The following is a 20,761-nucleotide window of genomic DNA, read 5'->3' as shown; positions in this document are numbered from 1 at the left end:
CTCCCAGGGTACAGGCTCTTTTCAGGCAACAGGCCCGGAGCGCTACCCTATTCCGCTCATAAATGAGTGTATTGTAAATGATGATAAACCACCCTTTACACTTAGGGCCATTTTATTTAAGCGCGGTGGCAAGAGAAAACTGGGCAGGGCATGACACGGAAGGACAAAGGCCGGGGAATCCCCGGCCTGAGACGGCTTTATGCGTCAAAAGGATCGCGCAGAATCATGGTCTCACTGCGATCCGGGCCGGTAGAGATGATATCTACCGGTACGCCGGTTAACTCTTCCACGCGCTTAATGTAGTCGCGTGCTGCCTGCGGCAGACCTTCCAGCGTTTTAACCCCAAACGTGTTTTCACTCCAGCCTGGCAGGCTTTCATAAATGGGTTCAATACCGTCCCAGCCCTCGGCTGCCAGCGGCGTGGTGGTCACTTCACGACCGTCTGGCATGCGATACGCCACGCAGATTTTCACCTCTTTCAGGCCATCCAGCACGTCCAGCTTGGTCATGCAGAAACCAGAAAGCGAGTTAATCTGCACGGCACGACGCACGGCGACCACGTCCAGCCAGCCGGTACGACGGCGGCGACCGGTAGTGGCACCAAACTCGTTGCCTTTAGTACACAGGAATTCGCCGGTTTCATCGAAAAGTTCGGTCGGGAATGGACCCGCTCCCACGCGCGTAGAGTAGGCTTTCACGATGCCCAGCACGTAGTCCACGTAGCGCGGGCCAATGCCTGAGCCGGTCGCCACGCCGCCTGCGGTGGTGTTTGAAGAGGTCACGTACGGATAGGTGCCGTGATCGATATCCAACAGGGTGCCCTGTGCGCCTTCAAACATGATCAGGTCGCCACGCTTACGTGCGCCGTCCAGCAGTTCGGAAACGTCAACCACCATGCCCGTCAGGATGTCGGCAATTGCCATCACATCGCTCAGCACTTTGTCGTAGTCAACGGCCTCTTCTTTGTAGTAGTTGACCAGCTGGAAGTTGTGATACTCCATTACGTCTTTGAGCTTGGCGGCGAAGGTTTCTTTATTAAACAGATCGCCGACGCGCAGGCCACGACGTGCGACTTTATCTTCGTAGGCTGGACCAATACCGCGACCGGTGGTGCCGATAGCTTTAGCACCGCGCGCTTTCTCACGCGCCACGTCCAGCGCAACGTGATACTCAAGGATCAGCGGACAGGCTTCAGAAATAAACAGACGTTCACGTACCGGGAAGCCGCGATCCTCCAGCCCCTTCATCTCTTTCATCAGCGCAGCCGGAGACAGCACCACACCGTTGCCGATGATGCTGGTGACGTTTTCGCGAAGAATGCCAGAAGGGATTAAGTGGAGGACGGTTTTCTCACCGTTGATGACTAGCGTATGGCCAGCGTTATGGCCGCCCTGATAGCGTACAACGTATTTTGCACGTTCAGTCAGGAGGTCAACAATCTTACCTTTACCTTCGTCACCCCATTGGGTGCCCAGTACGACGACGTTCTTACCCATTTCTCAAAATCACCGATTGCTTAAAAATGGATTCTACCATCGTAAAACCCGTCTTTCAGCTCTTTTAGCATACGATTGCGTACTTTTTTACCCTAAATCAGCGGTGCAGCGTAAAGTAAAACGCCAGACAGAGACCCCAAAGGTTGAGAAGATGCGAGAGCGGGGGATTCGGCACTCCCTTGCCACAGCAGGTCAGCCCTGACCACCATTATGAATGCTCACCATGTAGTAGGTTACCGCACCTGCCACCACCAGCCCCCCACCAAAACGGCGCAGCAGCTGGTCAGGGAGGTTTGCCATTGACAGGATCATTCGGCGCCAGATACGCGGCAGCAGTACGGGCCCTAAGCCTTCTAAAACCAGCACCAGAGCCAGTGCCATCCAAATGGTTGAGTTCATTATTATACCCGCATAAGACAAAAAGAAGGGGCCGGAAGATCCGGCCCCAGTTTTATAACAGATTCTTAGCGTGTGGCGTTAGAAGGCGACTTCATAAAGCGGAAGAAATCGCTGTCCGGGCTGAGCACCATAATATCCTGGTTGCTCTTGAAGCTGTTATCGTAGGCGCGCAGGCTACGAATGAAGGCGTAGAAATCCGGATCCTGGCTGAACGCATCGGCGAACAGCTTAGCCGCATCCGCATCCCCTTCACCACGGGTCATCAGCGCGGTACGCTGCGCTTCTGCCAGCGTGCGGGTCACTTCGTAATCCGCACCGGCACGTAGCTTCTCAGCCTCTTCCTGCCCCTGTGAACGCTGGCTACGGGCGACGGCTTCACGCTCTGCGCGCATACGGTTGTAGATCGCATCCGACACTTCCGTTGGCAGATTGATCTGCTTAATGCGCACGTCGACCACCTGAATGCCCAGCGCAGCCATGCTGTTCGGATTGACCGCCGGCTCTTTGCTGGTGGTTTCACGCTCAACGCGGGCCGCCGCGGAAGCGATGGCATCGTCTGCAGCAGGCGTGGCAATTTCATCATCCTGCCCTGCCGTACCCGTATTCAGCGCTTCCCGCACGTCCGTGGTCAAACGCCCACGGGAGTCAGTAACGATATCCTTCACATCCAGACGTCCCATTTCGGAACGCAGGCGGTCACTGAATTTGCGCTTCAGCAGCACTTCGGCCTGAGAAATATCACCGCCGCCTGTTGCCAGGTAGTAACGGCTGAAATCGCTGATGCGCCACTTGATATAGGAGTCGACGATCAGATCTTTCTTCTCTTTGGTGACAAAGCGGTCAGCCTGGTTATCCATGGTCTGAATACGCGCATCAAGCGATTTGACCGATTCCAGGAATGGGATCTTAAAATGCAGGCCTGGCGCATAGACCAGCGGCTTGTTCTCGCTGTCGCGCAGCACTTTACCAAAGCGCATCACGATACCGCGCTGCCCCTCCTGCACTACAAACAGTGACGCGTACAGCACCACCAGCACAACAATCAACACTACGATTAATGGCTTACGCATCGCTTATTCTCTCCCTTCGCGCTGGGTATCGTTGCGCTGGGCGTTAACCCGACGCTGATCCATGATGTCGTCCGGGCTGAACGACGAACTGCTGCTGGCGCGTTCACTGCTGCTGCCTGAAGCCGGTGGCAGACGAAGCAGGCTGTTGCTGCTGCTGTCCTGCGTTGCGTTGGAGGACGAACCGCCCTGGCCCCGCATCAGCTGGTCCAGCGGCAGCACCATCAGGTTATTGCCTTTATCGTTAACCAGCACCTTGCGGGTGTGGCTCAGTACACGTTCCATGGTTTCAATATAGAGACGCTCGCGGGTAATTTGCGGCGCGGCTTTATATTCAGGCAGAATTTTTGCAAAGCGGGCAACTTCACCCTGGGCTTCCAGCACGGTACGTGTTTTATAAGCACGTGCCTCTTCGAGAATACGCTGAGCCTGACCATTAGCGCGTGGCTGAACCTCATTCGCATAAGCTTCTGCTTCACGGACGTACTGCTCGCGGTTTTCACGCGCGGCAATGGCATCATCAAACGCGGCTTTCACCTCTTCAGGCGGACGAGCAGCCTGGAAGTTGACGTCCAGCAGCGTAATACCCATATCGTAAGGACGGATAGTTTCTTCCAGCTCGCGCTGCGTTTCGCTACGCACCACGGTACGACCTTCGGTCAGAATGCGATCCATCGTCGAGCGCCCAATCACGCCGCGCAGCGCGCTGTCCGTGGCCTGACGCAGGCTGTCATCGGCGCTGGTAACGGCAAACAGATAGCGCTCCGGATTGGTGATGCGGTACTGCACATTCATCTCAACCCGTACGACGTTTTCGTCAGAGGTCAGCATGGTGCCGGACGCCGCCAGCTCACGCACGGCTTCAACGTTTACCGCACGAACCTGATCAACGAAGGTTGGCTTCCAGTTCAGGCCGGGTTCAACCAGATGGCTGAATTTACCAAAGCGCGTTACCACACCCCGTTCCGCCTCTTTGATGGTGTAGAAACCGCTGCCCGCCCAGATAACTACCGCGGCCACAACCACGATGCCGACCAGCCGGCCGCCGCGTCCTGGCGTATTCTGGCTACCGCTGTTATCGTTTTTACCACCGCCAAATCCACCAAGCTTTTTGCTTAGCTTGCGAAAAATATCATCCAAATCAGGAGGCCCCTTATCGCGCCCTCCCTTATTTCCCCCAGAGTTGCCGCCTTGATTATTGCTGCTTCCCCACGGGTCGCGGTCCTGTCCGTTATTCCCGGGCTGATTCCACGCCATGTTTATACTCCATTAATTGTGTGTGCGGTGGTATCCCAGGGCCGGGATACGCGTGTCAGGCAAAATCAGTCAAACAATGTAATCCACCAGTGCCGGCTCCTGCTTGCACAGACGACGCCAGTCAACGATGGGCATGCGTACCTGCAAACCTACGCTACCATCGTCTTCATTCCACTCTTTTTCTATCGCCTGGAGCTGATAAAAACGGCTGCGCAACCGTCCCGTTCCCGGCGGCAGACGTAAATCATACTGCGCGATCTCGCCCGCCAGACGTTCAGTCAGCGCCTGAAACAGGAGCGGGATCCCTTCGCCCGTTTGTGCAGAAAGCCAGACGCGGATCGGCAGATTTTCTTCATTACGATCGATTCGCGGAACAAAGTCCTCCAGCATATCGATTTTGTTCATCACTAACAGGGCGGGAATATCATCAGATTCGATCTCTTCCAGAACCTCATTCACCGCCTCAATATTTTCATCCACGCGCGCATCGCTGGCGTCAATGACGTGCAGCAGCAGCGTTGCCTCGCGAGTTTCCTGTAGCGTGGCTTTAAACGCGGCCACCAGGTCATGAGGCAGATGGCGGATAAATCCAACCGTATCCGCCAGCACCACTTCTCCTACATCCACCACGTCAACGCGACGCAGCGTGGGATCCAGGGTCGCAAACAGCTGGTTTGCAACATACACCTCTGCGGAGGTAATACAGTTAAACAGCGTCGATTTACCGGCGTTGGTATACCCCACCAGCGAAACCGTTGGCACGTCGGCTTTATTGCGGGCCTGCCTGCCCTGCTCACGCTGCTTTTCAACTTTCTGCAGTCGCGAAAGGATCAGCGTAATGCGATTACGCAGCAGGCGGCGGTCCGTTTCCAGCTGAGTTTCACCCGGCCCGCGCAGGCCAATACCGCCTTTCTGGCGTTCAAGGTGAGTCCAGCCGCGTACCAGACGCGTGGCAAGATGGCGGAGCTGGGCCAGCTCCACCTGCAATTTACCTTCATGGGTACGCGCGCGCTGGGCAAAAATGTCAAGGATCAGGCCCGTGCGGTCAAGGACCCGGCACTGGCACAGGGCTTCCAGATTACGCTCCTGAGCCGGGCTAAGGGCGTGATCGAACAGCACCACTGAGGCACCGCTGGATTTGACCGCTTCAGCAATTTCAACGGCCTTACCTTCGCCAACAAAATATTTAGGATGTGGCGCTTTTCGGCTACCGGTTACGACTCGCAGGGCTTCAACACCCGCAGAAGAGACAAGAGTTTCAAACTCCTGCAAATCTTCCATATCTCTGTCTTGGGAGAAATAGATGTGTACCAGTACGGCCTGCTCACCGGCATCATAACGGTCAAACAAACTTGAAACCTCTCAGAACCTTGTGAAACCTGTTACGCAATGGCCATACAGCGTTAAAATCAGATTTACAGTGCGCGTTTTCGGTTGAAAACGGCGTTTATTTGCGTAATTTGGCCCAGGCTTTATCTGCCCGGGCAAATCAGGCTGGCATTATCCTACCTGGACGGGGAACCTGAAGAACGCTCCCCCGTCATATAAGACCTGTGATTACTCTGCGTCGTCACCGTCTTGCTGAGGCTGAGTTGAAGCCCCCTGAGTACTGCCACTGTGGTGATAGTTGCTGCTTCCGCCACCCGCGTTATTGTTGTGGTGGGAGACCGGACGGGACGGAACAACGGTGGAGATAGCGTGTTTATACACCATCTGGCTTACCGTGTTTTTCAATAAAATCACAAATTGATCAAACGACTCGATCTGACCCTGAAGTTTGATACCATTAACCAAATAAATCGAAACCGGAACACGTTCGCGACGCAGTGCGTTCAAGAACGGATCTTGCAATGATTGCCCCTTAGCCATTCTATCTTTTCCTTATATGCTTGTTGTTTGCTACTTAAGAACCTCGCGGTTCTGAAATACTGCGTAAAAAATTTGCGCAAGATAACGTACCAATTGTACACAATCACCCATGCTTCGCACCAAGAACCTGTAACACTTTCACCCGTGCGGCTTCAGGGTGTTCGCTATCCAGCCAGTGAACATCTTTCCACCCACGAAGCCAGGTCATCTGGCGCTTGGCCAACTGCCGGGTCGCGCAAATTCCCCGATAAACCATGTCATCGTAATCGATCTCACCCGTCAGAAATGACCACATCTGGCGATACCCGACACAACGAATGGAAGGCATATCCGTATGCAAATCACCTCGTGCAAAAAGCGCCCGAGCCTCCGCTTCAAATCCTGACGCCAACATCTGTCGAAAACGCAGCTCAATACGCTGGTGAATCAGTTCGCGCGCCTGAGGGGCTATCGCAAACTGAACAACGTCATAGGGCAGGGCGTCACCTGAGATTTTAGTCAGTTCCGTTAAAGTTTTACCCGAAATAAAAAAAACTTCCAGTGCTCGCGAGAGTCTCTGGGGATCATTCGGATGAATACGATTTGCAGCAATGGGATCTATTTCACATAACTGACGGTGAAGTGCATCCCATCCACACTCACTCGCCTTCTGCTCAATACGCTGACGCACCTCAGGATCGGCCGGGGGCAACGGCGATAATCCTTCCAGTAAAGCCTTGTAATAGAGCATGGTGCCACCAACAAGCAACGGAATTCGACCGCTCCGGGTGATCTCCGCCATTTCAGCCAGCGCATCACGACGAAACTCGGCTGCCGAATAGGCTTCTGCCGGATCGCGGATGTCCAGTAAACGATGGGGAGCAAGACGCTGTTCCTCTGCGGAGGGCTTGGCGGTGCCAATGTCCATACCGCGATAAATCAGGGCAGAATCTACGCTAATCAACTCAACAGGCAGATGCTGGCGTAGTGCAATTGCCAGCGCCGTCTTACCCGACGCGGTCGGGCCCATCAAAAATAGTGCCTTTGGCCGGCCAGCCTTGGATGTTTCACTCATGCTTCAGGGCGTTCATCGCCTGTTCAATATCGATGTGCTGCAATAATCCAGAAGGTGGCGATTTAATCAGCTGCGGGCATAACCGTTCGAGATCGGCCAGCAGTGCAATCGCCTGCGAGTGATTCCAGTGAGGGTGTTCAGCAACCGCATGGCGCGCTAACCACTGCGCCATTTGCGTTGTGCTGACATCCTGCTGCCGGGCCAGATAGCCTAACAGTTCTGGAATCAAGATTTGTAAATTTTGTTGGCGCAATGGTAAAGGCACCGCCCGTAGCTGGATGTGATGCCCGTCGGTTTGCAGGTCAATCCCCATCTTATTCAGCAGGCTGACGTAGCGGGCATGGGCATCACGCTCGGGCCGGTCGATTTTCATTCTGAGGGGGATAAGCAGCGGCTGTGGCCGAAGCCCCTCTTCGCCTGGTTCCAGCTGGGCCTGTTTTAGCCAGCGTTCCGCCACCGGCAGCAGGATCAGCGCCAGCTGGTTGTGCCCCTCAACCAGCGCACAATCTTCCCCGATAATGGTCAGGACGCGGCCAAAGCTCTGGCTATGACCACCGAGCGGCGAGGCCGCCTGAATTTTTGGTGCCGGACTCTGCTCATTGATGCGGGAGGCGCCAGAAACATTCAATAGCTGCTGGTAAACCGCCCCCTCTTTTTTCTGGTAAACCGGCTCCTGTCGCTGCCTGGCGGGAGGCATGCCGCCCGCACCGATCGGACGTGTCGCACCACCCTGCGACGAAGCAGAGGAGCCGCCCGCTGAATGTGTCGACCCGCCCGTCGGTGAAGATGAATTGCTGTCTGACGGGAATATTGCGCGATCTGCACTCCCCTGAGAGGAACGCCCGGCAACGGATGTCGGGTGTCCGGCCTCCAACGATAGCACCACATTCCCGCCCACGGCTTTACCCGTGGCAGGTGTAGAGAGGTGATCGTCACCCGCTGATGTCGTCGCCACAGGCGTAGAGAAGTGGTTACCGCCCGCAGCCTGACGGTTTTCCGGCTGCCAGCGCGCCGGAGATTCGCCTTCCGCGCCCGGCAGTACGGGCTGTGCGCTCTCCTGCAGGACGGTCACCACGCCCTGATAGATAAAATCATGTACCAGGCGTGACTGGTGGAAACGTACCTCATGCTTGGCAGGATGCACGTTGACATCGACCTGATGCGGATCGATTTCCAGATAAAGAACGTAGGCGGGCTGGTGATCGTCCCCAAGCTTATCCTGATAGGCCTGGCGAATCGCGTGGTTGATCAGCCGATCGCGCATCATCCGTCCATTCACATAGCAGTATTGAAGGTCGGTCAGGGTGCGCGAACCGGCAGGATCGGCCACCCAGCCGCGCAGGCTCAGATCGCCGTGCTGCCACGCTATTGCCAGGGCATGGTTCAGGAAGGGCAGGCCGCAGATCGAACCAAGGCGTCGCTCCTGCTGGCCGCTGCCGCTCACGGCACGATACTGCCGCATCAGCTTGCCGTTGTGCGTCAGCGAGAAGGCCACATCAAATCTCGCCAGCGCTATACGGCGAATGATTTCATCAATGTGGTTAAATTCCGTTTTCTCGGTGCGCATAAATTTACGCCTGGCAGGCGTGTTGTAGAAGAGATCGAGCACTTCCAGCGTTGTACCAACCGGATGCGCCGCCGGTTTCAGCGTCACCGCCATCTCCCGCCCTTCCGCGTAGGCCTGCCAGGCTTCTGTTTGTGCTTCCGTCCGCGACGTCAGCGTCAGGCGTGAAACCGAGCTGATGCTGGCCAGCGCCTCACCGCGAAAACCGAGGCTGACAATCGCCTCCAGGTCGTCGAGCGACGTAATTTTGCTGGTGGCATGGCGGGCAAGCGCCATCGCCAGTTCATCCTTGCCAATACCGCTGCCGTTATCACGGATGCGGATCAGCTTTGCACCGCCCCGGTCAATCTCGACATCAATGCGCGTGGCACCCGCATCCAGGCTATTTTCAACCAGTTCTTTGACCACCGACGCCGGACGCTCCACCACTTCACCGGCCGCAATCTGGTTAGCAAGTTGGGGAGGCAACACCTGAATGGGCATAAAGGTTCCTTGGTTAATTACGAGGTCGGGATCGTGAGCGTCTGACCCAGCATCACATTCTGCGACTTCATTTTATTGGCCTGCATGATGGTGCCCGGGCTGACGCCGTAGCGTGCAGCAATTGCGGTCAGTGAGTCGCCGCGGACCACTTTGTGGCGCATTACCCTTTTCGGCTTGCTGGCGCGGGTAAGCTGACTGCCCGCCGGAACCTTAAGGCGCTGTCCAACCCATACCACGTCTCTTTTCAGCGTATTCAGGGTGCGCAGCGTCGCCATGCTCACGCCATACTGCGCGGCAATACCGGAAAGCGTTTCGCCCCGTTTTACCACATGGCGCTGAGTAGGCCCAGAATACTGCGTATTTGCCGGAGCAGGTATCGGTTCGACGTTAACCGCCGCTGCGGACTGCAGCGGTCGGTTTTCCTCCTTTGGGACCGATTGTAGCGGGTGCGCCAGGAAGTAGTTGCGGAGTCCTTTGTAAATCGACTCGGCAATCTTCTGCTGGTATGCGCTACTGCCAAGCAGTCGCTCCTCCGAAGGATTACTGATAAAGCCGGTTTCCACCAGCAGGGAAGGAATATCCGGCGATCGCAGAACGCCCAGGCTCGCGTGTTCAGGACGGCGCTTGTGCAGCGAACCCACGCGCTGTAGCTGAGCGATCACTTTGACCGCCACGTCATAGCCCACGCGCTGGGAGTGCCCAAACTGCAAATCCAGCACCGCCTGGCTCAGATAAGGGTCGGCCTGGCTGTTCGCCAGCAGGTCACCTGCGCCACCCAGCAGCTCTGACTGTTTCTCATGCTGTTCAAGCCAGCCCGCCATCTCGCTGTTGGCACGTCGGTTAGACAGCACCCAGACGGAAGCCCCGGATGCGCTGCGATTTGGGGCCGCATCGGCGTGGATAGACACCAGCACGTTAGCGTTTTGCTTGCGCGCCACGTCGGAGCGGCCCATCACCGAAATAAAGTAGTCGCCATCGCGGGTCATTACGCCTTTGAACATCCGGTCCTCATTCAGCAGGACTTTCAGCTTACGGGCGATAGCAATAGTGACATTCTTCTCTTTTAATCCGCCTGCGCCAATAGCGCCAGGGTCCTGTCCGCCGTGCCCGGCGTCAATGGCCACGATCACCGCGTCATTGGTCGCGGTAGCACTTGCACCGGGCCGCAGGACGGTATTACTGCTGCTGACGACCGTGACAGCCTTCGACTTAAACGGATTTTCAGCGGCGGTCGCCCGGCTCGGGGAGGCGGTGCGCGAAGCGGGACTTATCGTGGCCTGTTGACCGGCTGGCGGCGCCTGCTGCGTACCTGAAATGGTAAATATTACGTTGTAGCTGCTGCCGCTACGCTGGGTTATCGCGCGGGTCTTGCCCTTCTGACTCAGCTCAAACACCAGCCGAATACTCTGACCATCTACCGGCTTGCTGGAGCGAATGCGCTTAACGATATTTTCGCCGCTAAAAGTCAGGGGTAATCCCTTGATCACGCCGCTCTGACGGATATCCAGCACCACCCTGTCAGGATTGTGCAGCGGGAAAAAAGCATAAATCGGCTGCCCGCTGAAATTGAGCGTCACCGTCGCCTTGCTGTTGCCGTTCGAGACGTTGATATCCGACAAATTCGCGGCCAGGGTGGAGAATGTACTGAATAACAGGGCCAGTATCAGACCCATCTTCATGCGCAACATCATTAACAGCCCTTCTCTGCGGCAAGCTGCCGCACAATTTCATCACCCGTTGCGGAACAGGCGGTAATCTCAGCCTCACGCGCGTCGCCCTGATAGCGAAGATGAAGTTCAATGTCCGGCGTCGGCAGCACGCCAGCGCCCTGCTGCGGCCATTCGACAAGGCAGAGGCTGTCGCCGGTAAAGTAGTCCCGGATGCCCATGAACTCCAGCTCCTCCGGATCGGCAAGGCGATAGAGATCGAAGTGATACACCCGGCGGTTCGGCAGAATATAGGGTTCAACAAGGGTGTAGGTTGGGCTTTTCACATTACCCTGATGCCCCAGCGCCTGGAGGAAACCGCGGCTAAAAGTAGTTTTACCCGCGCCGAGGTCGCCATACAGATAGAGAGTAGCCGCTGCCGTGCAGAATCGGGCCATGCTGGCACCAAGGTCGAGAGTTGCTGCCTCATCGGGCAATGTGATTACACAGGTCTTCATTCTTATTTATTCAACATCTCAGGATTAACAAACAGATAGAGCTCGGAAAACAGATCGGTCGCTAGCATTCCCCGCGTACCATAGCGTCTGGACACGGCTTCAGCGGCTGCGCCATGCGCAACGCATCCTGCACAGGCCGCCTCATACGGTGAGAGCTTCTGTCCTAACAAACCGCCAATAATACCCGACAGTACGTCACCCATACCGCCGCTGGCCATCCCCGCATTGCCTACATCGGCAATGGCCATTTCGCCCTTTTCGCTGGCAATCAGCGTACCGGCACCTTTTAGTACTACCACGCCACCGTAGCGTTTTGCCAGACGCGTCGCGGAATGTAAGCGGTCACTCTCAATTTCGCTGGTCTTCACATTCAGCAATCGTGCCGCTTCGCCGGGATGAGGGGTAATAATCCGATTTTGACGTTTATCCGGACTGATTGCCAGCAGGTTAAGTGCATCCGCGTCCCAAAGCATGGGTTTCTGAGAGTTTTCTACCTTATTCAGAGCATTTTTGCCCCATTCGCCCTGCCCGAGGCCCGGTCCAATCACAATGACATCGGCCCATTCCAGCGCTTCGTCAATACTCTGGTTGCTAAGCTCATGCACCATCAGCTCGGGACGGGCGGTCAGTAAGGGGGAAACATTATCTTTGTGAGTAAGCACTCGCACCAGGCCGGCTCCGGCGCGTAATGCGGCCTCGCCGGTCATGCGGATCGCACCTGCCGTCCCGCGATCGCCACCAATAATCACCAGCTTACCGTGATCGCCCTTATGCGACGTGGGCCGCCTCGGTTTCAGCCAGCGAGAAAGTGCACTGGCGTCATAGCGCGAAATGGGCGCAGGCTGCTCATTCAGCCAGGGATCCAGGCTTAGCGCATGGAAATGCAGCGTGCCCACCACATCGCGTGCCTTTCCGGTCAGCAGGCCGGGCTTTAGTGCAATAAACGTCAGCGTGTGAACCGCGAAGATAACCTCACCGGGAACCGTACCCGTAGCGGCGACCAGCCCGGACGGCACATCGACGGCGAAAACCGGTGCCGGGTGGGCATTAGCTTTTTGGATTAGCGCATCATAAGGGGCTTTAGGGGGACGATTACCGCCGGTGCCTAAAAGCGCATCGACAATCACTCCGACGTTCTCAGGCCAGGCTACCGCGGGATCGTGAACAATGCCGCCAGCCGCCAGCCAGGCCTCGCGCGCCTGTCCGGCCTCCGCCGGTAACGGTTTGCTGCCATCGCAGGCGATCAGCGTGACCGTTAATCCCGCTGACTGCGCCAGCCGGGCGATGATGTAGCCATCACCGCCGTTATTGCCATGACCGCAGAGGATTAAATAGTGCTGCTCATCGGGCCACAGGCTGCGGATTTTAGCAAAGGCGGCCTCTCCCGCGCGCTGCATCAGTTCAAACAGCGTCAGCCCCAGCGCATCCGCCCCCTGCTGCTCAAGGTGGGATAGCGCCTCTACAGGCCAGACGGAATAGGGTAAACTGGCGATGTTTTCTTGCTGGTTCAGGTTACTCATGTCACATCCTCTTGATCTTTTTCAACTCGCCCAGGATATCAAGCACTGGGGGCAGACCCTCGGTTTTCAACAGGTCGGCATTTGCGATACCGATTTAAGTTTGGAAGAGCCTCGTCTCCAGGCGTGGCTGGACAAACAGTATCACGGCGAGATGAGCTGGATGGCACGCCACGGCATGATGCGCGCGCGTCCTCACGAGCTACTTCCCGGCACTCTCCGGGTTATCAGCGTGCGCATGAATTATCTTCCGGCGAAGGCTGCGTTCGCCAGTACGCTAAAAAACCCCCAGCTTGGCTACGTCAGCCGCTATGCACTTGGCCGTGATTATCACAAAGTATTGCGCAATCGACTGAAAAAGCTTGGAGAATTGATCCGCGAGCACTGTACTGACGCGCATTTTCGCCCCTTCGTTGACTCTGCGCCGGTGCTGGAAAGACCGCTGGCGGCCAGGGCCGGACTGGGCTGGACCGGTAAACACTCTCTGATCCTCAACCGGGAAGCAGGCTCGTGGTTTTTTCTTGGCGAGTTACTGATTGACCTTCCCCTTCCCGTAGACAGCCCCCAGCAGGATCAATGCGGCCGCTGCGTTGCCTGTATGACTGCCTGCCCTACAGGCGCTATCGTTGAACCCTACAAGGTCGATGCGCGCCGCTGTATCTCATACCTGACCATTGAGTTAGAGGGCGCGATCCCGGAAGCGTTCAGGCCGTTGATTGGCAATCGAATTTACGGCTGCGATGACTGCCAGCTGATTTGTCCATGGAATCGCTACGGTCAGTTAACGGATGAAGAAGACTTTAGCCCGCGAGCGGTGCTGCATGCGCCTCCCCTCACCGAACTCTTTGCCTGGGATGAGGCAACATTTCTGCGCATAACGGAAGGCTCGGCCATTCGGCGCATAGGCCATCTGCGCTGGCTGCGTAACATCGCCGTTGCGCTGGGCAATGCCCCCTGGGCGCGGGAGAATCTTGACGCGCTTGTCGCCAGGCGAGGCGAGAACGCGATGCTGGATGAGCATATTGAGTGGGCGGTTGAGCGTCAGTTAGAAAGCAGGAAGCAAAATGCAGTAGAAATCACGGCGGCGCGTCATAAGCGCCTGCTCAGGTCGATTGAGAAAGGACTACCGCGTGATGCCTGACAACGAAGGTGTCGCTCAGGCCACCGGAACAGTTTTCCACATGCTGTGAATAAAAATAAAAAGTCGTTGTCATTCAACTGTCACAGAAAGCACAAGGGATCGTGATAACAAATTGAAATATTATTTATAGTAATTAATTCATGTGGTTATCAAAAGATGTAAAAAAGATGCCTGTTCGGGAAGCCATGCAGGGCGGCGGCTAACCTGTGGATAACTCTGTGAATGATGTATTTATAAATGGCAAAAAAAGCGAAGCACAGCTGAATTACCGCTGTGGATAAATCATCTGTCGGCCAGGCTTTTCGTCATTTTTTTGGAGCGGGAAACGAGACTCGAACTCGCGACCCCGACCTTGGCAAGGTCGTGCTCTACCAACTGAGCTATTCCCGCATACGATCTGAATTGTGAAAGAGACTATCCGTGGAAAAAATCAGCAACTTCGCGCTAACTCTTTGATTTTAAACGGTCTCTCTATTCCCTGTTTCGGAATGGAGGGGATTATGAACGTTATGCTTGTTGATGACAAGATCTTTTTAGCGATCGGATGATCCCGATGGGCATGATGTCGTGGGTAAAACCGTGCCATGACCAGCCTGAGGATACCGGTTGTACACGTTGAGAAGTAAGCCCGGTTCGCTCAGTCTGCGCGCCGGGCTTAAGTGTTACCTGTTATTGCCGCCAGAAGCGGAAGGCGTATTCGATTTATTATCTATCAGGGTTTTCCAGTTTTCACTGCGCGTGTTAATGGCTGGCGTGGAGCCTGGCTTGGGCTGTCCGCCCCCGACTCCGCTTGAACTGCCCGGGCCTCCAACAAAACCGGAGGGTGGCGTCACCGTCGGCCACTTACCGTTACTGCCTGTCGGGGTGGCAGGATTAGTTGCTGGGGCCTTTGCACCAGTAGCGGGAGTTGTAGCCGGTACTTTAGGTTGCAGGCAAAAAAACGCAGCGTATACGACGCACGTGAAGACGTTGAGCACTGCCTTACGTCATAATGACCAATGAAATTTCATGATGGGATGAGCTCCAGGGGCAGTGCAGTTCTTCAGAAGTATTAACCGTGAAAATACCCGCTAATTTTTTGGTTGAAAAATTGACACTGCTGCTCTATTGGAGTGCTGTCAGTGAGCAGAGCCTGATAGATGTGCTCACTCTTTTCAGCCAGCTGCTGGTACTCTGCGGCATCCACCGGCCAGCTGCGCTGCTTAGCCAGTTCAAGGATGCTGGACAACATCTTCTCCCCTGAAGGCAGGTCACTGCGATGACATTTTGCTTTCAGGTAATACCCTCCCCCCACAATGGCCGACAGCTGCTGGACCTGCTGCTCGATTTCAGGCATTTCGGCGACTGATGTAATATTTAACTTTTTGGCGCTTTGCTGGCACCCCGTCACCGTCAGCAACATTAAAGATGCCGCACAGAAATTAAATAAGTATTTTTTGTGAATCATTATTCTTTTCCTTAAGTTTAAAAAACGCTGTCCGTTATTAACTAGCCTGCTATCCCGTAGTTAAGACCCCCGTGACCTGTAGCCATCCAGCTACGGCCAGAGCAGGCCCGAACGGAATAGCGGAGCGGAGGTTTTTTTTATACACTAAATGCGCGAGTGCAATGGCGAGTATTCCCAGCGTTGCCGCCAGTAATAGCAGCTGCGGCAGGCATTGCCAGCCGCTCCACGCAGCGAGAGCGGCTGTAAGTTTGAAATCCCCGTTACCCATACAATTTTTTTTCACCAGGGATGATGTCACCGCGTTAAATAACCACAGCAAACTATAACCGGCTATCACGCCTAAAACTGCATCCTCCAACGGTGCAAATTGACCGTTCAGATTAAACAGTAGCCCCGTCCATAGCAGGGGCCAGGTTAAGGCATCCGGCAGCAGCCAGGTCTTGCCGTCGATAACAGCCAGTGCAAGCAGTAACCAGCTGAAAAGTAGTACTCCAATTAACGCAAGGCCAGGAGGGAACAGCCAGGCGCAGAACAGCGTCACACCCATAGTGACTAACTCCACCAACGGATAGCTAATGCTAATGGGTTTATTGCAGCAGCGGCTTCTTCCCCGGATCAATAGCCAGCTTAAGAGTGGAATATTATTCCTCCAGCCCAGTGGGGTGCGACATGAGGTACAGTGTGACGCCGGAATTAACAGGTTAAATACTCCCCTTTCCTGCCGCGTATCAAGCTGAGTAGCGAAAGAATACGGGGCTATTCTTTCTTCGGCTCTCTGTTCCGCGATGGAAATCATTAGCGGCAGACGATAGATCAGCATGTTTAAAAAACTGCCGACACAGAGTCCCACTGTCGCCAGTCCTGCCCACCAGAGCACCGGCAGGTCCCGCGCAATTTCTGCGAATAAATCCATTTAACGTGTCCTTTCTTTCAACGGTGCGCTGACGTCCTGAAGCATCCATCATTGGCCATGTTTTAACACCAACTCAGTTACACTCACGACATCATCCTTATCGCTTTGCGCCACTGTATTTAGCTGGAGAACCTCAATCCCAGACTCTTCCTGTAATTCATTCATAAAGCTGATTAAATGGCTAAATTGAATAGCCGCTATTTGCAACTTTATCTCCTGCGGAGAGTGATCATCAATGATGGCCGTTATGCCGTTTCTCATCATAGTTTGGTTAACAGAGGTTAATAAAGGGTCTGGACTTTTATTTGCGGCGCGGCGTCCACTTAGCTTAAGCAAAAGGTTTTTTTGCTGAGCGATCCATTGCAAATCCTCTTCAGCCTTAATCATCCTTTTATTCGTGCTGTCAGCGTACTCTTTCAACGGGCTAACGACACCACAAGTGATAAACAGCACAACCGCAACGCTTATCACCCCCAGACAGGCGCCTTTTTCGCTGCTGGAATATGCCTTCCAGCGCTCGATTATTTTCTCTTTCATTTCTGTCTGTCCATTTGCAGCCACACCGTCTGGGGATCATTATGTGCTTTCAGCTCCGGCTCTGCTGTGCGAACGACTAATGACAGGGCTTCCAGACCGTTACTTAGCTTTTCGGCATTTTCACGCGGTACCTCAATAAATAATGCGTCCTGATTGCCGTCATAACAGATCGAATGAATAACGATCCCAGCCTCAGCATCACTGGCGACGGCCAGGATATTCAGTAACTGCATCACGCCACTCTGCTGCTGCTGCTTTTGCTCGTTATTTTTAACTATCTGCATAAGTCGGAATTTAGGATTGCTCACTTTTCGCTTACTTTGCGTGATTTCCCGATATAATTCCTGAGATTGCATTTCCATCCGTTCTGCAGCCTGCTGATACTGATAGCCACGTAGAAAAAGCGACAGGCAGAGCATTCCCAAAACCAGGGTTGCCAGTAGTACCGTATATTTCCAACCCTTAAACAGAACGCCTTTTTTGACACCCACCGGCTGCTTAAGTAAATTCACCGTCGTGCTGCTACTGTGAGCCGCCAGGCACTCAAGCGTATTGCCCGCTATAACCGGATACCATCCTGCCGGAAGCGCAATCCCGGTATTGACGCCGTACACCTTTGCAACAGGGAGATCGCCAGACAGGGCGGAGAGCCACTGACGATGAAGCACCATGCCGCTCCCCGTATTCTGACGGATAACCCATCGCTCACCATCCTGAACACAGCTCCACTCCTCGTCGCAGGGAACCGGGAGGCAAAGCGTATCCGGCACGATGCGATGCAGCGGTAATTCGGCTTCGGTAAACCAACTGATCCATGCCTGCAACACCGCTTTATCCACGCCGAACATACTGAAGGGAGGCTCAACATTAACCCGCAGCCACTCCAGTGCGTCGACTTCGCCTGGGATCTTATCCTCCAGCCAGTAGGGCAGAGCTTTCTGCAGCTGGCGGCTCATTCTTACTTTTCCGGCACCGGGTATATCAACAGTGTGAAATACTGCGAACTCGCCGGGAAGGATCAATATGACATCACCTGCTGCAGCATATTCCTTCAGCCTGTTAATGCTGGCCATACCTGGGAGTTCACCTGTGGCCTGAATGTCTTTATTAATGGAATAAAGCCATTCAGCGCGCTGGTCGGAAGAGGGCGAAGGCCGGATAAAAAGCACCGCACGCTTACCTGCTTTTTTCTTAATATTATTCATTGACTCTTACTCAGTAATCTTCGCTCATGCCATAACGCCGTTGGATGACAGTTAATTTTTTATTTTCGTCTTTTAACAGAGAGCGAAGAACGTACTCATTTTCATCGTCCGTGACCCACTGAGAAAGCGAGAAATAGCGGCTTTTCAGCACCAGCGTTTTCCCTGTCGCTTTCTTAAACCCGAGCTCCTTCTCTGTTGCTGCCGCCATTAATAAAGCACTGTCTGTCCAGCCCTCCGGCGGTCTTTCACTTAATAACCGGCTGGCCTTGCTAACAGACAAGCTGCCCGTAAACAACGCCGCCAGCAATGCACCCCGAGCTGGGCTCAACGCGTTGATATTTATGTTTAAATTATTATCCGGCAGTACGCAGATCCAGGGATTCAGCAGCTCCCAGACTTTCTGGTCAACGCCGCTTAGCCTGCGCAGCTCGCGGCTATCAAGCATCGGCGCATAGGTAACGGGCCGTTCCACAGACCGTTCTCTGTCTGCATTTTCATCCTTATCGCCCGGCACATTATTTACCGAATCGTCTGCTTCCCGATTTGCCCACTCCACTGCTGACTGAGTGACGCTTTTTGCTGCTATAGGGTCCATCCCGGTGACATTGATCAGCAGGTGAGTGAAGACCGCCGCAGGATAATGCCCAGCTTTCTGCGCCATTCCCTGATCGTTAGCAGTCAATGACGTGTCCACCGCAGACGACCCATCCAGCGGTGAGATTTGAGATCCCGCTACAGAGGGCTCGTTTTCCGGTGCCTCATCTTTTTCTGCCGTGCTCGCCGGTAAATCGCTTTTGTCAGAAGAGGCCGCGCTGACCAGCGAGTTCAGATTGAAACAATCGCTTCTATCGCGAATTTCATAGCTGATATGCACATCGTCCAGCACCGCAATCCGCCCGACGGGCAGGATCTTCAGCTCTTTTTGCAGCTGGTTCCTGACAATCTTCTCGTTGCCCAGCAGCGTCCACTTCATTTGCGTCCGCCAGACTGCGTGCTGGCTTCTGGTCATGACGTGCTGCCAGTACTCATTACTCATCACGGTTATGGTGAGAATTAAGGCCATCATCAGCAATACCATCAGCAACGCGCTTCCTTTCTGATCTGACATCCTCTTCCCTCACTCTTCTGCCAGCAGAAACACCCGGCTGAATTTCCCGGACTCAGTAAGCACCAGCGTTATTTCAACGGCCTTCGGTAACACGCTCAGCATATTGAGATCCTCAACCCACTGATTACCGCTGTAGTAGCGGAGTGTAAAAGCCTCTACACCCGTCAGTAATGAAGTCACCTTGGGCTTGCGACCCGATATATCCGCAGGCCATACGGCACTGACTTTTTGCAGCTCTCCCTGCCTCAGGCGATAGCTGACCACCTCGATTTGCGTACGCTGTAGCATCCCGCCGGGATTAAGCCAGTTACCCCGTAAAAACTGCACTGCAGACCCGGAAGCGGGCGTGGGCAGGTCGTTGTTCGGGGTAAAGCCCTTATCTTCGCTACCAGCAACGCTTAGCAGAGCATGTGAAAAATCATTTTCCATCACCGAGAAGGCAAACTGTTGTTGCATCAGCCGGGTAGATTTCTCACGTAACAGCTCCGAACTGTGCAGTACCCCCTGAAAAAGCTGTAGCGCCACCACGCTGATTGTCGCAGTCAACGCCAGAGCGACAATCATTTCCAGCAGCGTAAAACCGGCCTGTCGCTTAAGTCCGTTCATTCTTAACGCTCATCCACGTTCTTAGCGATGCCACAAGCTGTTGCTTCCTGTTTTGACGGATTTCAATCTCCACGGCCACGATCCCCGGAACGGTGGTGGAAACTCGCCGCCAGCGAAGATGCCACGTCGTGCCTCCCATCACCTGAGAATCCTGCTGCCATAGCTCAGAAGTGCTGGCAGGATGGAGCATGATTTCGTTCAGCTTCGAGTCTGCCAGCCATGCCCCAGTTTGTTTCTGTTGCAGGCTAGTGAGAGCCTTTACCTGTTGTCCGTTGGTTCTCAACACCGCAGTCGCTGAGATAGCCAGAATAAGCATCGCCACCAGCACTTCCATCAGTGCCATTCCGCTTTCTTTCACAGCTTTCACCCTCTGATAGCAAAAATTGTGCGCTGGAGGTGATAAACCCGCCTGCGGCTGCACCGTTTGCCTGCCTGTCCCTGTCGTCACTGGCCTGTCGCATCGACGTCGATAAAACGAAGTCTGTGACTTCCCCGCCAGGCAGGAAGAGTACCTGGGGTTTGTCATCGCCCCCCTTTTCCCCGACAGAGGAGTAAGACACGCGGTTAACCTCAATTTTCAGCACGACCTGTGGCGGTAAGCGGTACTGCAGCGTTTTACTTCCGCGTTTCGCTATCCGCCAGTGGTAGCCGTCAATTAAAGCACCCGACTGCCGGAGCTCAGCAGGCTCGGTATCCCGGCTTAACACCCTGATGTCCCATCCACCCGGGCGAATTTGCAGGCCGTAAACCCGACCTTCAAGCTGGGCCCGCTCAGCCGTAGTGCGCAGCGCCAGAAGGATTTTTTCATGCTCTCTGGCCATCTCACGGTGCGGAGAGGGAAACGCGCCGGTTACCAGCGATCCCATCAGCCCCAGCAAAAACAACACGCAAAGCATCTCCAGCAGCGTGAACCCCTGACTACGCGTAATCACGG

Annotated in this window: 20 protein-coding genes and 1 tRNA gene; 1 reads left to right on the top strand and 20 read right to left on the bottom strand. The window is 54.7% G+C overall.

What is annotated here, in order from left to right:
• Positions 1–197 precede the first annotated feature (197 nt).
• From AAGR22_RS02795 to nnr, 11 genes are all read right to left on the bottom strand, one after another.
• A complete protein-coding gene (locus AAGR22_RS02795; RefSeq protein WP_067704153.1) occupies positions 198–1,496 on the bottom strand; it encodes an adenylosuccinate synthase in 1,299 nt (432 codons plus the stop codon).
• A gap of 192 nt (positions 1,497–1,688) precedes the next feature.
• Positions 1,689–1,895 carry a DUF2065 domain-containing protein gene (locus AAGR22_RS02790; protein WP_067704156.1) on the bottom strand — a complete coding sequence of 69 codons (207 nt, stop codon included), beginning with the start codon at positions 1,893–1,895 and terminating at the stop codon, positions 1,689–1,691.
• Positions 1,896–1,960: 65 nt separating this feature from the next.
• Entirely contained in the window at positions 1,961–2,965 is a 1,005-nt protein-coding gene (hflC, locus tag AAGR22_RS02785; RefSeq protein ID WP_067704160.1) for a protease modulator HflC, read from the bottom strand.
• 3 nt (positions 2,966–2,968) lie between these two features.
• Complete coding sequence (gene hflK / locus AAGR22_RS02780) at positions 2,969–4,219, bottom strand: FtsH protease activity modulator HflK (protein ID WP_345830146.1); 1,251 nt, start codon at positions 4,217–4,219, stop codon at positions 2,969–2,971.
• 69 nt (positions 4,220–4,288) lie between these two features.
• Positions 4,289–5,569 (bottom strand): ribosome rescue GTPase HflX, encoded by a 1,281-nt coding sequence (gene hflX / locus AAGR22_RS02775; RefSeq protein ID WP_067704167.1) that lies wholly within the window; start codon positions 5,567–5,569, stop codon positions 4,289–4,291.
• 207 nt (positions 5,570–5,776) lie between these two features.
• Positions 5,777–6,088 (bottom strand): RNA chaperone Hfq, encoded by a 312-nt coding sequence (gene hfq, locus AAGR22_RS02770; protein WP_067704169.1) that lies wholly within the window; start codon positions 6,086–6,088, stop codon positions 5,777–5,779.
• A gap of 103 nt (positions 6,089–6,191) precedes the next feature.
• Positions 6,192–7,142: a tRNA (adenosine(37)-N6)-dimethylallyltransferase MiaA gene (gene miaA / locus AAGR22_RS02765; RefSeq protein WP_067704171.1), complete on the bottom strand. Its 951-nt coding sequence runs from the start codon at positions 7,140–7,142 to the stop codon at positions 6,192–6,194.
• Positions 7,135–9,189 (bottom strand): DNA mismatch repair endonuclease MutL, encoded by a 2,055-nt coding sequence (mutL, locus tag AAGR22_RS02760; RefSeq protein ID WP_345830141.1) that lies wholly within the window; start codon positions 9,187–9,189, stop codon positions 7,135–7,137. Before mutL ends, miaA begins: the two co-directional genes overlap by 8 nt.
• 17 nt (positions 9,190–9,206) lie before the next feature.
• Positions 9,207–10,880 carry an N-acetylmuramoyl-L-alanine amidase AmiB gene (gene amiB, locus AAGR22_RS02755; protein ID WP_345830139.1) on the bottom strand — a complete coding sequence of 558 codons (1,674 nt, stop codon included), beginning with the start codon at positions 10,878–10,880 and terminating at the stop codon, positions 9,207–9,209.
• The gene (gene tsaE / locus AAGR22_RS02750) at positions 10,880–11,353 is read right to left on the bottom strand and encodes a tRNA (adenosine(37)-N6)-threonylcarbamoyltransferase complex ATPase subunit type 1 TsaE (protein ID WP_067704180.1); all 474 of its coding nucleotides are present in this window, start codon (positions 11,351–11,353) and stop codon (positions 10,880–10,882) included. Before tsaE ends, amiB begins: the two co-directional genes overlap by 1 nt.
• Positions 11,354–11,355: 2 nt before the next feature.
• A complete protein-coding gene (gene nnr, locus AAGR22_RS02745; RefSeq protein ID WP_345830137.1) occupies positions 11,356–12,873 on the bottom strand; it encodes a bifunctional ADP-dependent NAD(P)H-hydrate dehydratase/NAD(P)H-hydrate epimerase in 1,518 nt (505 codons plus the stop codon).
• Between nnr and queG the strand changes: the two genes are divergently transcribed.
• Positions 12,872–14,011: a tRNA epoxyqueuosine(34) reductase QueG gene (gene queG, locus AAGR22_RS02740; RefSeq protein WP_067704186.1), complete on the top strand. Its 1,140-nt coding sequence runs from the start codon at positions 12,872–12,874 to the stop codon at positions 14,009–14,011. The two genes, nnr and queG, sit on opposite strands and share 2 nt — an antisense overlap.
• 314 nt (positions 14,012–14,325) lie before the next feature.
• Here the strand turns inward: queG and AAGR22_RS02735 are convergent.
• From AAGR22_RS02735 to gspH, 9 genes are all read right to left on the bottom strand, one after another.
• Positions 14,326–14,401: transfer RNA gene (locus AAGR22_RS02735), tRNA-Gly, on the bottom strand.
• Between the two features lie 661 nt (positions 14,402–15,062).
• Positions 15,063–15,458 carry a type II secretion system pilot lipoprotein GspS gene (gspS, locus tag AAGR22_RS02730; RefSeq protein ID WP_345830135.1) on the bottom strand — a complete coding sequence of 132 codons (396 nt, stop codon included), beginning with the start codon at positions 15,456–15,458 and terminating at the stop codon, positions 15,063–15,065.
• A 49-nt stretch (positions 15,459–15,507) separates the two neighbouring features.
• A complete protein-coding gene (locus AAGR22_RS02725; protein WP_345830133.1) occupies positions 15,508–16,371 on the bottom strand; it encodes an A24 family peptidase in 864 nt (287 codons plus the stop codon).
• A gap of 48 nt (positions 16,372–16,419) precedes the next feature.
• Positions 16,420–16,908, bottom strand: a complete 489-nt coding sequence (gspM, locus tag AAGR22_RS02720; RefSeq protein ID WP_345830131.1) for a type II secretion system protein GspM — start codon at positions 16,906–16,908, stop codon at positions 16,420–16,422.
• Entirely contained in the window at positions 16,905–18,113 is a 1,209-nt protein-coding gene (gene gspL, locus AAGR22_RS02715) for a type II secretion system protein GspL (protein ID WP_345830129.1), read from the bottom strand. The genes gspM and gspL overlap by 4 nt, the downstream gene beginning before the upstream one ends.
• Positions 18,114–18,123: 10 nt before the next feature.
• Entirely contained in the window at positions 18,124–19,191 is a 1,068-nt protein-coding gene (gene gspK / locus AAGR22_RS02710) for a type II secretion system minor pseudopilin GspK (protein WP_345830128.1), read from the bottom strand.
• A 39-nt stretch (positions 19,192–19,230) separates the two neighbouring features.
• The gene (gspJ, locus tag AAGR22_RS02705) at positions 19,231–19,827 is read right to left on the bottom strand and encodes a type II secretion system minor pseudopilin GspJ (RefSeq protein WP_345830127.1); all 597 of its coding nucleotides are present in this window, start codon (positions 19,825–19,827) and stop codon (positions 19,231–19,233) included.
• Positions 19,814–20,143 (bottom strand): type II secretion system protein GspI, encoded by a 330-nt coding sequence (locus AAGR22_RS02700; RefSeq protein WP_345831536.1) that lies wholly within the window; start codon positions 20,141–20,143, stop codon positions 19,814–19,816. Before AAGR22_RS02700 ends, gspJ begins: the two co-directional genes overlap by 14 nt.
• Positions 20,073–20,759 (bottom strand): type II secretion system minor pseudopilin GspH, encoded by a 687-nt coding sequence (gene gspH, locus AAGR22_RS02695; protein ID WP_345830125.1) that lies wholly within the window; start codon positions 20,757–20,759, stop codon positions 20,073–20,075. Before gspH ends, AAGR22_RS02700 begins: the two co-directional genes overlap by 71 nt.
• Between the last annotated feature and the right edge of the window lie 2 nt (positions 20,760–20,761).

Origin of the sequence: Erwinia sp. HDF1-3R (genome assembly GCF_039621855.1) — a bacterium.
Lineage (GTDB): Bacteria > Pseudomonadota > Gammaproteobacteria > Enterobacterales > Enterobacteriaceae > Erwinia.
The sequence above is the reverse complement of the archived record's forward strand: the minus strand, read 5'-3'. Positions and strand labels throughout refer to the sequence as shown.